Genomic DNA, 12,380 nt, shown 5'->3' with positions numbered 1-12,380 from the left:
CTACGGTGGCGGCCACGAACCGCTCCCGGGTGCAGATGCTCAGCAACGCCGTCTTCTCCGGCTTGACCACCGGGCCGATGACCTCGAACCCGACCCTGCGTTAGCCGTTGATCAGCAGTCGAATCAGCCGTTGATCAGCAGTCGTAGTACATGGCGAACTCGTGCGGGGTCGGGCGCAGGCGCACCGGGTCGACCTCGTTGGCCCGCTTCCAGTCCACCCAGGTGGAGATCAGGTCCGGGGTGAAGACGCCGCCGTCCAGCAGGTAGTCGTGGTCGGCCTCCAGCGCGTTCAGCACCTCGGGCAGCGAGCCCGGCACCTGCTTGACGTCGCCCCACTCCTCCGGCGGGAGGTCGTAGAGGTCCTTGTCGATCGGCGCCGGCGGCTCGATCTTGTTCTTGATGCCGTCCAGGCCGGCCATCAGCATCGCCGAGAAGGCGAGGTAGACGTTGGCCGACGGGTCCGGCACCCGGAACTCGACCCGCTTGGCCTTCGGGTTGCTGCCGGTGACCGGGATACGGGTGCAGGCGGAGCGGTTGCGCTGCGAGTAGACCAGGTTGACCGGCGCCTCGAAGCCCGGCACCAGGCGACGGTACGAGTTGACCGTCGGGTTGGTGAAGGCCAGCAGCGACGGGGCGTGGTGCAGCAGGCCGCCGATGTACCACCGGGCGGTGTCGGACAGGCCGGCGTAGCCGGTCTCGTCGTAGAACAGCGGCTCACCGTTGAGCCAGAGGCTCTGGTGGGTGTGCATGCCGGAGCCGTTGTCGCCGAAGAGCGGCTTCGGCATGAACGTCGCGGTCTTGCCGTTGGCCCAGGCCTCGTTCTTCACGATGTACTTGAAGAGCTGGAGCTGGTCACCGGCGTGCAGCAGGGTGGAGAACCGGTAGTTGATCTCGGCCTGGCCGGCGGTGCCCACCTCGTGGTGCGAGCGCTCCACGGTGAAGCCGGTGTCGACCAGCCGGCGCACGATGCTGTCGCGCAGGTCGGCGTAGTGGTCGACCGGCGGCACCGGGAAGTAGCCGCCCTTGTACGCGGTCTTGTAGCCGCGGTTGCCGCCCTCCTCCTCGCGGCCGGTGTTCCAGGCGCCCTCGATCGAGTCGATGTAGTAGAAGGCCTGGTTGGCGGAGGTCTCGTGGCGGATCGAGTCGAAGATGTAGAACTCCGCCTCGGGGCCGAAGTACGCGGTGTCCGCGATGCCGCTCGCCGCGAGGTACGCCTCGGCCTTCTTGGCCACGTTCCGCGGGTCCCGGGAGTACGCCTCACGGGTGAACGGGTCGTGGATGAAGAAGTTCAGCGCGAGGGTCTTCTGCGCGCGGAAGGGGTCGATGAAGGCGGTCGCGACGTCCGGGAGCAGGAGCATGTCCGACTCGTGGATCGCCTGGAAGCCACGGATCGACGAGCCGTCGAACGCGAGGCCGTCGGTGAAGACGCTGTCGTCGAAGGACTCGACCGGCAGGTTGAAGTGCTGCATCACGCCGGGCAGGTCACAAAAACGTACGTCGACGAACTTCACGTCCTCGTTCTTGAGGTATCGCAGGAGTTCCTCGGGATTGGCGAACACTCGTCCTCCTGGGCACATCCACGGGTAGCTAGGCTCCTGGCGACGCTATGACCGTGCGGTTGCCCGGCCATGTCTCCAGTGTTTCTGCCGTGTTACGTCCCTCGCGGTATGTCACTTCGGCGGCCGGTGCGGACGCCGGGGCCGAGGAACTGGTCCGGCTTTGTCAGTGTAGTGACAGTTGGTGCCATTGGTTCGTTTCGGCGCCGCGCGTCGGGCCTCCGCCCTCGGTCGGTCCGCCACGGCTGGCTAGGCTTGGCCGCTGTGACCAGCCAGCCGCTCCGCCCGCCGCCGCCCGCCTCGGACCCCGACTTCACCCCGGCTGAGCTGGGTCGCCGGTTCGGAGCGCTGGTCATCGACTGGGTGCTCTGCCTGCTCGCGGCGGGCCTGTTCGCCAGCCCCACCCGGGACGGCTGGGCGCCGGTGGTCGTGCTGATCGTGGAGTACGGCCTCTTCCTCGGCCTGTTCGCGCAGACCCCCGGCATGTACCTGACCAAGATCCGCTGCGTCGACTGGACCGACGGCGGGCGGATCGGCCTGGTCCGCGCCCTGCTGCGCGGCCTGCTGCTGGCCCTGGTCGTCCCCGCCCTGCTGATGGACCAGCACCGGCGCGGCCTGCACGACCGCCTCACCGGCTCGGTCGTCACCCCCGCCACCCGCCCCGCCGGGTAAGTACCTCCGGCTGGGGCCGGGTCAGCGGCCGCGGGTCTGGCGGAAGGCGCCGCGCGGCGGGCGGAGGTTCTTGGGGATGGCGCCCTTGGGCATCTGCGGCCGGGCGGTGAGCGCCTTGAGGCGCTTGTCCAGCGAGTTGACGTCCTTGCCGTTGAGGTTGCGCGGCAGCCGCATCAGCGTCATCCGCAACTTGCGGATCGGCAGCTCGCCCTCCTCCTGACCGATGACGTAGTCGTAGAGCGGGGCGTTGCCGATCACCTTGGCGAGCCGGCGCTTCTCCTGGCCGAGCAGGCCGCGTACCCGCTGCGGGTTGCCCTCCGCCAGCAGGATCACGCCCGGCCGGCCGATGACCAGGTGCACCATGTCCATCTGGGTGGTCGAGCTGACCGCGGGGGAGACCCGCCAGTCGCCGCGCATGCTCTCGATGATCTGCGCGGCGGCACCAGGCTGGCCCTCGGCGGCGTTCATCATCGCCCGGTTGGACCGGAGGTTGAGCACGATCAGCAGGAAGAGCAGGGCGAACAGGATGCCCAGCGGCAGCCACAGCCAGCCCCAGAGCACGACCGCGACCACGGTCAGCGCGAGCGGGATCAGCACCGCGCCGGTGGCCAGTGGCGCGAACCACTTGTCCTGCTTGGCGGTGAACCGGAACACCAACCCGATCTGCTTCAGCCGCTGGCCGAACGAGACCTTCTCCTGGGGCTTTGCCATGACGTCAAGTCTAGTGGTCGCGCGCCGCAGCGTTGATCCGCGGCCGGACCTCGGCCGGCTGAGTACCTTACGGCGCCGGGGCGCGCCTGCCGGCCGGGCGTAAGGAGGAGCAGCGGGCACAGATCAGGCGGCGCCCTCATGCCCCGGCGGCACCTTCGCGAGCAGAGTCAGAGTCGGCAGTTGACGACGATCGCAAGGAGCACGACATGTTCGGCAACGACGCGGGTTTCCTCCTCTCCGTTCACCGTACGCACGCCGCCGAGCTGCGCGCCGAGGCCGCCCGGGACCGGCTGGCCCGGTCGCTGCCGCGCCGGTCGGCACGCGGCTGGCTGAATCGGCGCCGCGACCCGGCCCACACCGGCGACGCCCGCCGGTGAGCACCGATGTAAGGAAGGGCCCCTTCTTAACGCCTCCGGTAGAGGAAGGGACCCCTGTTAACACCCGACCCGGGGGGTCCGGAATCGGTTCGCGCACGGGGGCGAACCGGCCGGACAACGGTCGCGACGCGGCTCCGGCCGGCTCCGCCGGCCATCTGCCGGCTGGCTCCACCGGCCATCTGCCAGGCGGGGCCGACGCGCCACCGCCCGTCCCCGCCGACCGCCCGGTCGGCGGGGACGGCGGCGAGACCGGGCGTGGCATGCTCGGTCCCGTGACCGTCCGTGCCACCAGCACCGTCCTTGTCGGCCGTCAGCGCGAAATGGCGCAGCTGCGTGACGCGCTGGCCCGTGCCCGGGCCGGCGAACCCGTGACCGTGCTAGTCGGCGGCGAGGCCGGGGTCGGCAAGACCCGGCTGCTGGAGGAGTTCGGCCGCTCGGCTGGCGACGGCACCCGCCTGCTGGTCGGCCAGTGCCTCGAACTCGGCGAGGTCGGCCTGCCCTTCGCCCCGTTCGCCGCAGCGCTGCGTACGGTGCTGCGCCGCGACGGCGCCGCCGTCTTCGACGGGTACGAGGCCGAGTTCGCCCGACTGCTGCCGGAGCTGGCCCGGGTGCCGGCCGGTGCCGCCGCGCCCGCCGTCGGGACACCCTCGGACGCCCCCCGTGGCTACCTGTTCGACCTGGTCGCCGAGCTGTTCGGCCGGCTCGCCGCCGACCAGCCGCTGGTGCTGGTGATCGAGGATCTGCACTGGGCCGACCGGTCGACCCGCGACCTGATCGGCTTCCTGGTGCGGGCCGCCCGCACCGGGCGGCTGCTGCTGGTCTGCACCTACCGCACCGACGAGCTGCACCGGGGCCACCCGCTGCGGCCCTTCCTCGCCGAGCTGGACCGGGCCCGGGGAGTCGACCGGATCGAGCTGAGCCGACTGGACCGGGAAGGCACCGGAGGAGTCCTCGCCGGGCTGCTCGGTACCGAGCCGGTCGCCCGTGCGGTCGACGACATCCACGACCGTACCCAGGGCAATCCGCTCTTCATCGAGGAGCTGGCCGCGGCCGGCAGCCCGATTGGCTGTGCCGCCCTGCCGGACACGCTGCGCGACCTGCTGCTGGCCCGGGTGGACCGGCTGCCCGAGCCGGCCCAGCGGGTGCTGCGGATCGCCGCGGCCGGCGGTACCCGCCTGGCCCACCAGCTGTTGGCCGAGGTCGCCGGGCTGCCCGAGCCGGAGCTGGACGAGGCGTTGCGGGCCGCCGTCGCCGCCCAGCTGCTGGTGGCCGACCCCGACGGCGACTACGAGTTCCGGCACGCGCTGGTCCGCGAGGCCGTCCACGACGAGTTGCTGCCCGGCGAACACGCCCGGCTGCACGCCCGGTTCGCCGCCGCCGTCGAGGCCCAACCCCACCTCGTCGCCGCCGGCCGCGCGCCGGCCGAGATCGCCCACCACTGGTACGCCGCCCACGACCACCCCCGCGCCCTGGTGACCGCCCGGGTGGCCGCCTGCGCCGCCGCCGACCGGTACGCGTACGCGGAGCAGAGCCGGCTGTTGGAACGAGTGCTGGAGCTGTGGGAGCTGGTGCCCGACGCGGCCGAGCGGCTCGGCATGGACCACTTGGCGGTGCTGGAGGAAACCCTCGCCGCGGCCACCACCGCCGGTGACTACCACCGTGCGCTGACCCTGACCCGGGCCGCCCTGGCCGAGGTGGACACCGAGGCGGAGCCGCTGCGGGCGGCGCGGCTGCTCGATCGGCGCGGCCGGATGCTGGCGATGCTGGGCAAGAGCGACGGCGCGGCCGAGCTGCGCGAGGCGTACCGGCTGACCTCCGGGGTGCCGGACGGACCGGAACGGTTGCAGTTGCTCGCCGACCTCGCCAACCACCTGGCCCGCATCGACCACGCCGACGGGGCCCGGGTGGCCGCCGAGGTGATGGCGGCGGCGCAGGCCGCCGGGGTGAACGGCGCGCTGCTGCCGGTGCAGCTCGCGGTGCTGCGTCGCCGCGACGGTGCATCGGATCTCGGGCTGGCCGAGCTGCGCCGGTGCGAGGCGTTGGCGCGGGCTGCCGGGGAGACGCAGACGCTGGTCAGCGCGCTGGTGCACATCTCCGACGTGCTCTTCGAACTGGGCCGTTACGAAGAGTCGGCGCGGGCCGCCGCTGATGGAGTGACCGAGGCGCGCCGGGTCGGGATCAGCCGCTCCACCGGCGCGTACCTGCTTTCCAACCGCGCCGAGGCGCTGCTGGCGCTGGGCCGGTGGGCGGAGGCCGACCAGGTCTGCGCCGAGGCGGCCCGACTCGACCCGCCCGGGGTGTCCGGGCTGCACTGGCTGCAACTGCGGGCCGGGTTGCGGCTGGCCCAGGGGCACCCCGCCGCCGACGAGACGGTCGGCCGGGCGCTGGGCTTCCTCACCAAGCCGTACCTGCATCCGCACAACCGGCTCCCGCTGTCGGAGCTGCGGCTGGCGTCGGCGTTCGCCGCCGACGACCGGGTCGAGGCACGGCGGGCCGCGGAGGCGAGCCTGACCGATCCGGCGGTCGCCAGGTATCCCCGCTACGGCTGGCCGGTGCTCGCCGCCCAGGCCCGGGTGGCCCGGCACACCGCCGACGAGGCGCTCGCCTCCCGGGTCGCCGAGCTGGCCGCCACCGTTGCGGTCCGGTTCCCGGCCGAGCGGGCGTACGCCGCCGAGGTGGCCGCCACCGTGGCAGCCGATCAGCTCGCCGCCTGGCGGGACGCGGTCGCGGCCTGGCGGACCGCCGGCCAGCCCGGGGCGCTGGCGCGGGTGCTGTTGGCGTTCGCCGAGGCGGCGGCCGGTGCGGGGGAACGGGACGAGGTGGCAGCGGCGGTGAGCGAGGCGGTCGCGCTCGCCGACGGGCTCGGCGCGAGCCTGCTTGCCGAGCAGGCCGCCACCCTGGCCCGCCGGGTCGGCCTGCGCGGTGCGGGCCGCGGCCGGCCGGGCGCGGACCTGCTGACCGAGCGGGAGCGCGAGGTGCTCCGCCTGGTGGCCGAGGGGCACAGCAACAGCCGGATCGCCGAGCAGTTGTTCATCTCGCCGAAGACGGCCAGCGTGCACGTCTCCCGGATCATCGCGAAGCTGGACGTGACCAACCGGGTCGAGGCCGCCGCCGTGGCGCACCGCCTCAACCTCCTGACCGACCCCTCCTGATCACTTCCCCTGTCCCCCCGGGGGCGCGGTGGGGTGGGTGGCTCAGGTGCGGGGGAGGTACACCCGCCAGCCGTCGAGGGCGAGCAGGGTGAGGGTGCCGGGCGCGGCGCGCAGCCGCTCGTCCAGGCGGGCCGCAAGCGGGGAGCCGTCGGGCGCGACCCAGGCCGCCCCGGCCGACGCCGCCACCGCGCGGCGGTACGGCTGGTAGCGGTCGTGGCCCGGGTTCAGGTCGTCGTCGACGACGGCACAGACCACGTCCTCGACACTGGCGAAGGTGAGCCGGTTGCAGGTCCAGTAGGTGCTGTAGACGTGCCGTACGCCCCGCTCGCGCAGCGCGGCGACCAGCGCGTCGTGGCGCTCCTCGGCGGTGTTGGCGGCCGGGGCGGCGCCGATCGCGCCGGCCGTGGCGACGGCGGCGGTGCCGAGGGTCGCCACGAGCACCCCGACCGCCGCGACCCGCGACAGCGCGGTGGTGCGCCCGGGTCGGTTCGCCCGCCGCCGGGCCGCCGTCCACACCGGCCATAGCAGCACCGGTACGGAGATCAGCAGGCAGGAGAGGTAGCGGGCACTCTCCACCGGCGTGCGCCCGGCCGCGCTGCTGACCGTGTACGCGGCCACGGTCGCCACCGCCGCCACGACGAGGGCGAGCGACACCGTCGCCCCGACCCGCACCGCCTGCCCCGCCGCGTCAGCAGATCTTGGACTGTTTCCGTCAGCGCCGGACGCCAAGTGTCCAAGATCTACAGTTCCGCGCCCCGTCGGCGAGCCGAGGTGCGGTTCGGCGGGGGCGGGCGGGGCCGCGAGGTGCGGTGAAAGGGCGGCCCCTGCCGGGGTGGCGGGGTGGGGTGGGGCGGGCGTGGCAAGGGAAGCGGTGGGTGGGGCAAGGGAAGCGGTGGGTGGGGCAAGGGAAGCGGTGGGTGGGGCAAGGGAAGCGGTGGGTGGGTGGCGGAGGGTGCGCCAAGCGGTGAGGGCGGCGGCGAGCAGCAGGACCGGGAGTGCCGCCGCCCACCAGAGCTGCCAGCCGGCGCAGCGGCCCGGGTCGCAGAAGCCCGTGCCGAGCGCGGGACCGAGCACCAGGCCGCCGTACAGCCGGTCGGCCCAGCCGGCGGGCTGGTCGGCGCCGCTGGCGGTGAGCACCGCGGCGAGCGGGTTGCGGCCGGCCGCCAGGCTGTCCACCAGCAGCGGCGCCGCGCCGACCAGGGCACCGAAGCCGAGCACCGCCCCGGCCCAACCGCGCAGTTCACTCTGGCGGAACGCCACCAGCACCAGCCCGGTGGCCCCTACGTACGGCAGCACCAGTGGATCGACCCAGACCATCAGCCCGGCGAGGAAACCCCAGGCCGCCCAGCGGGGCAGCCGTCGACCGGGCCGCCCGGCCGCGAGGTCGTACGCCAGCAGGGCCAGCGCCGCCCCGGCCACGTTCATCTCCGGGTAACCGCCACCGGCGATGAGCTGGTTCTTGACGATCCGGTCCGAGCCGAGGGCGAGCAGCCCGACGACCAGCAGGGCGAACCAGCGGTCCCCGGTCAGCCGTAGCGTCAGCCGCCAGACCAGCAGCACGAACAGCGCGTACATCGCCAGGGTGGGCAGTCGCAGGCCGAGCGTCGACGGTCCGGCCAGGGCGAACACCGGCGCGGCCAGCCATGCCTCCAGGGTGCCCATGTACGACTGGCCGTAGAACCAGATCGGGGACTCCTGGCCCCGTGAGATGTGCAGGGCGGCCAGGCCCATGGTGGCCTCGTCGCTGTTGGTGGGTGGCGCGTCGTGCAGCAGCAGGCCGAGGCGGTAACCGACCCCGGCGAGGAACGCGAGCACGGTGAGCACCCCGGGCAGCCGGGAGCCGGGCCGCGCCCGCAGCGGTCCGGGCAGGGTGCGCAGGGCCGCCGGTAGCGCGCGTAGCGCGGTGCGCGGTGCGCGGCGTACCTCGGCGGTCATGAGCCGATCATGGCACCTGGCCGGCATTCGGGCGGTGGCGCAGCACGGCGCGGCGGCCGGAAAGTAGCTCAGCCGGCGGCGACGGTGACGCCCTCGCGGGCCTGGAGGGCCTGCTGGTAGAGGCGGCCGGCGCGGTACGACGAGCGCACCAGCGGCCCGCTCATCACCCCGGCGAAGCCGATCTCCTCGGCCTCGGCGCTCAGCTCGACGAACTCCTCCGGCTTGACCCAGCGCTCGACCGGGTGGTGCCGGGGCGTGGGACGCAGGTACTGCGTGATGGTGATCAGCTCGCAGCCGGCCGAGTGCAGGTCGCGCAGGGCCTGGGAGATCTCGTCCCGCTCCTCGCCGAGGCCCAGGATCAGGTTGCTCTTGGTAACCAGGCCGGCCGCGTGGGCCTGTCGGATGACGTCCAGCGAACGTTCGTAGCGGAACGCCGGCCGGATCCGCTTGAAGATCCGCGGCACCGTCTCGACGTTGTGCGCCAACACCTCCGGCCGGGCGCCGAAGACCTCGGCGAGCTGCTCCGGGACCGCGTTGAAGTCGGGGATCAGCAGCTCGACGCCGCAGCCGGGCTGCAGGGCGTGGATCTGCCGGACGGTCTCGGCGTAGAGCCAGGCGCCGCCGTCGGGCAGGTCGTCGCGGGCGACGCCGGTGATGGTGGCGTACCGCAGACCCATCGAGACCACCGACTCGGCGACCCGGCGCGGCTCGTCGGCGTCGAACTCGGCCGGCTTGCCGGTGTCGATCTGGCAGAAGTCGCAGCGGCGGGTGCACTGGTCACCGCCGATGAGGAAGGTGGCCTCGCGGTCCTCCCAGCACTCGTAGATGTTGGGGCAGCCGGCCTCCTGGCACACGGTGTGCAGCCCCTCGCGGGCGACCAGCCCGCGCAGTTGGGTGTACTCCGGGCCCATCTTGGCCTTGACCTTGATCCACGGTGGCTTGCGCTCGATCGGCGTCTCGGCGTTGCGGGCCTCGATCCGCAGCAGGCGCCGCCCCTCGGGAGCGGGCGTCGCGGTACGCGCGGCCTGGCCGGTCGTCGGCGCGGAGTGCTCGATCGTCACAAAACGAGCCTACGCCGGATGGTGGCCGTCGATGAACGGCGGGCGACGGCCGTCACCCCGGAAATCCTGTGACGCCGGACACCGAGGGCGGGAAAAACACGTAACAGGACCGTCCGGCGGGGTGTTAGCGTGCGCGGCACGAAGCGACGACGGAGCCGAGTAGCGCCCCGATCCCGCCAGTTGAAGAGAGCCGCCGGTTGCTGCGAGGCGGTCTGGCGTCGAGGCCGCGAAGACCCTCCCGAGCTGCGGGAAGAACCGCCCGCGGTGTAAGGAAGGGCCCCCTCTTAACGCCTGCGGTAGAGGAAGGGCCCCTTCTTAACACCCCGCGCCCAGTAGAGCCCGCCCGGCTGGCCCCGGTGAAAAGGCGACGAACGAGGCTCCCGCCCAGGCGGGGGCGAAGGTGTGGTGGCACCGCGAGGTTCCCGCTCGCCCACACCTCCCGGGGCTGAGGCGATGCGTCGCCGCCCGAGGGTGGCGAAGGCGTCGCGATCGACCGAGGAGCAGCCCGCTGTGCAACGCATCCTGTCCGACCAACTCGCCCAACACACCCGAGGTACCGTCCGGATCGCCGGCTGGGTACACCGCCGCCGGCTGCTCAAGTCGGTGGCCTTCCTGATCGTCCGGGACGCCGCCGGCCTCGCCCAGGTCGTGGTCACCGACCCGGCGGTACGCGCCACCGTCGAGGCGCTGCCCGAGGAAACCGTGGTCGAGGTGACCGGCACCGTGGTCGGCAACGCCACGGCGCCCGCCGGGGTCGAGCTGACGGACCCGACGGTACGTCCGCTCGGCCCGCCCGCCGTACCGCCGCCGTTCGACCTCTACCGGCCCACGCTCACCGCCAGCCTCCCCACCCAGCTGGACAACGCACCCGTCGCGCTGCGGCACCCGAGCCGGTCGGCGGCGTTGCGGGTCTCGGCGGCGGCGGTGGCCGGTTTCCGGGCCACGCTGGACGCCCGGCGGTTCGTGGAGATCCACACACCGAAGGTGGTCGCCTCGTCCACCGAGAGCGGGGCGAACGTCTTCGCGCTGGACTGGTTCGGCCGGCCGGTGTACCTGGCCCAGTCACCGCAGTTCTACAAGCAGCTGATGGTCGGTGTCTTCGAGCGGGTCTACGAGGTCGGGCCGGTGTTCCGGGCCGAGCCGCACGACACCGTACGGCACCTGGCGCAGTACACCTCCCTCGACGCCGAACTGGGCTTCGTCGCCGACCACCGGGAGGTGATGGCGGTGCTGCGGGACACCCTGGCCGGGATGCTCGACATGGTCGGCGACCGGGCCGGTGCCGCGCTGGCCACCCTCGGCGTGGAGCTGCCGGCCGTACCGGGGCAGATCCCGGCGGTGCACTTCACCGAGGCTCTGAAGATCGCCGGCGCGCCAGCGGACGAGCCGGACCTCGCCCCCGCGCACGAACGCGCGCTGGGGGAGTGGACCCGGCGCGAGCACGGGTCGGAGTTCGTCTTCGTCACCGGGTACCCGATGGCGAAGCGGCCGTTCTACACCCACCCGGACCCGGCCCGGCCGGCCTTCTCGAACGGGTTCGACCTGCTGTTCCGCGGGCTGGAGCTGGTCACCGGCGGGCAGCGGCTGCACCGGCACGCCGACTACCTCTCCGCGCTCGCCGCGCGCGGCGAGTCGGTCGAGCCGTACGCCGGGTACGTCGACGCCTTCCGGCACGGCATGCCGCCGCACGGCGGCTTCGCCATCGGCCTCGAACGCCTCGTCGCCCGACTGACCGGCGCCCCCAACATCCGCGAGGTGACCCCCTTCCCCCGCGACCTCCACCGCCTCACCCCCTGACCCCCTGACCCCCGCGCCCTCCCCAGGTTGGACCCGAAGTCGATCAGGGGGTTTGCGTCAGATTCAGCGCGGATCCAGACGCAACCCCTTGATCAACAGGGAGGCCGGGGGTGGGGCGGGGAGGGCGGGGCGCAACCGGGGAGGGCGCGGGTCAGACCTCGACGATGGTTGCCAGGTGGCGCTCGACGACCGGGAGTACGTCGGTCACGGTGATGGGGCGGCCCAGCTCGGCGCTGAGCGAGGTGACCCCGGCGTCGCGGATGCCGCAGGGCACGATGCGGTCGAAGTACGCCAGGTCGCAGTCGCAGTTGATGGCGAAGCCGTGCAGGGTGACCCCGCGGGCGACCCGGATGCCGATGGCGGCGACCTTGCGGGCCGGCCCCCGGTCGTCGGCCGGCACCCAGACTCCGCTGCGCCCCTCGATCCGGCCCGCGGTCAGGCCGAACTCGGCGCAGACGTCGATCAGCATCTGCTCGACCCGCCGGACGTATGCGACGACGTCGACCGGGTCGGGCAGCCGCAGGATCGGGTAGCCCACCAGCTGGCCGGGGCCGTGCCAGGTGATCTTGCCGCCGCGGTCCACGTCGACCACCGGGGTGCCGTCGATCGGGCGGTCCCACGGCTCGGTGCGCTTGCCGGCGGTGTAGACGCTCGGGTGCTCCAGCAGCAGCACGGTGTCGCCGTGCTCGCCGGAGACCACCGCCTCGTGCAGGCGGCGCTGCTCGTCCCAGGCGGCGGTGTAGTCGAGGACGCCGGCGTGGACGGCCGTCAGGCCGGAGGTCGTCGCGGTCACGCGTCCCAGCGTAGACCCGTACCGGCCGGTCACCAGCGGTGAGCCCGCTCACGGACGCGGCGGGCTCGCGCGCCGCTCACTCCCGCCGGATTCGCCAGAGCCAGACGTCCTCGACCCGTTCCGGCTCGCCGAGCAGCATGGTCAACGTGCGCCGGAGCGCCTCCTCGTCGACCGCCCACTTGGCACCGTGCACCGCGTCGGCGAGCACCACCGCCTCGACCCGCCAGTACGCCAGGTCGGCCCGGACCTCCTCGTGGGTGCCCTCGGTGACGATCGGCAGCGTGCTGGTGCGGGCGGCCTGGTCCAGCATCGCGCCGAAGGGCCGC

General features: G+C 73.2%; 9 protein-coding genes and 2 pseudogenes. 4 read left to right on the top strand and 7 right to left on the bottom strand.

Annotation, left to right across the window (positions count from 1 at the left end):
• Both AB0M52_RS21200 and glnA read right to left on the bottom strand, forming a co-directional pair.
• Positions 1–94: pseudogene (locus tag AB0M52_RS21200) on the bottom strand (GNAT family N-acetyltransferase); the annotation flags it as partial.
• Positions 95–134: 40 nt separating this feature from the next.
• Positions 135–1,559 (bottom strand): type I glutamate--ammonia ligase, encoded by a 1,425-nt coding sequence (gene glnA, locus AB0M52_RS21195; RefSeq protein ID WP_363956216.1) that lies wholly within the window; start codon positions 1,557–1,559, stop codon positions 135–137.
• A 324-nt stretch (positions 1,560–1,883) separates the two neighbouring features.
• On the opposite strand from glnA, the gene AB0M52_RS21190 reads away from it, so the two are divergent.
• Entirely contained in the window at positions 1,884–2,228 is a 345-nt protein-coding gene (locus tag AB0M52_RS21190) for an RDD family protein (protein WP_363956219.1), read from the top strand.
• A 21-nt stretch (positions 2,229–2,249) separates the two neighbouring features.
• Here AB0M52_RS21190 and AB0M52_RS21185 read toward each other — a convergent pair whose 3' ends face one another.
• Positions 2,250–2,939: a DUF4191 domain-containing protein gene (locus AB0M52_RS21185; protein WP_363956214.1), complete on the bottom strand. Its 690-nt coding sequence runs from the start codon at positions 2,937–2,939 to the stop codon at positions 2,250–2,252.
• A gap of 206 nt (positions 2,940–3,145) precedes the next feature.
• Here AB0M52_RS21185 and AB0M52_RS21180 point away from each other — a divergent pair, with 206 nt between their 5' ends.
• Positions 3,146–3,316 carry a hypothetical protein gene (locus tag AB0M52_RS21180; RefSeq protein WP_363956212.1) on the top strand — a complete coding sequence of 57 codons (171 nt, stop codon included), beginning with the start codon at positions 3,146–3,148 and terminating at the stop codon, positions 3,314–3,316.
• Between the two features lie 272 nt (positions 3,317–3,588).
• Entirely contained in the window at positions 3,589–6,468 is a 2,880-nt protein-coding gene (locus tag AB0M52_RS21175; RefSeq protein ID WP_363956209.1) for an AAA family ATPase, read from the top strand.
• A 42-nt stretch (positions 6,469–6,510) separates the two neighbouring features.
• Here the strand turns inward: AB0M52_RS21175 and AB0M52_RS21170 are convergent, their stop codons facing one another.
• Together AB0M52_RS21170 and lipA are read right to left on the bottom strand one after the other, a co-directional pair.
• Positions 6,511–8,403, bottom strand: a complete 1,893-nt coding sequence (locus AB0M52_RS21170) for a hypothetical protein (protein WP_363956206.1) — start codon at positions 8,401–8,403, stop codon at positions 6,511–6,513.
• Positions 8,404–8,471: 68 nt separating this feature from the next.
• Entirely contained in the window at positions 8,472–9,464 is a 993-nt protein-coding gene (gene lipA / locus AB0M52_RS21165; RefSeq protein WP_363956203.1) for a lipoyl synthase, read from the bottom strand.
• A 510-nt stretch (positions 9,465–9,974) separates the two neighbouring features.
• Here lipA and aspS point away from each other — a divergent pair.
• Positions 9,975–11,261, top strand: coding sequence for an aspartate--tRNA(Asn) ligase (gene aspS / locus AB0M52_RS21160; RefSeq protein ID WP_363956200.1), 1,287 nt, complete (start codon positions 9,975–9,977; stop codon positions 11,259–11,261).
• A 151-nt stretch (positions 11,262–11,412) separates the two neighbouring features.
• Here aspS and lipB read toward each other — a convergent pair whose 3' ends face one another.
• Complete coding sequence (lipB, locus tag AB0M52_RS21155) at positions 11,413–12,054, bottom strand: lipoyl(octanoyl) transferase LipB (RefSeq protein ID WP_363956197.1); 642 nt, start codon at positions 12,052–12,054, stop codon at positions 11,413–11,415.
• 76 nt (positions 12,055–12,130) lie between these two features.
• Positions 12,131–12,380 (bottom strand): annotated as a pseudogene (locus AB0M52_RS21150) (DUF2079 domain-containing protein); the annotation flags it as partial.

Source organism: Micromonospora sp. NPDC051296, assembly GCF_040682255.1.
GTDB lineage: Bacteria > Actinomycetota > Actinomycetes > Mycobacteriales > Micromonosporaceae > Micromonospora > Micromonospora craterilacus.
Note: the sequence above shows the minus strand (reverse complement) of the source record. Positions and strands in the feature narration are given on the sequence as shown.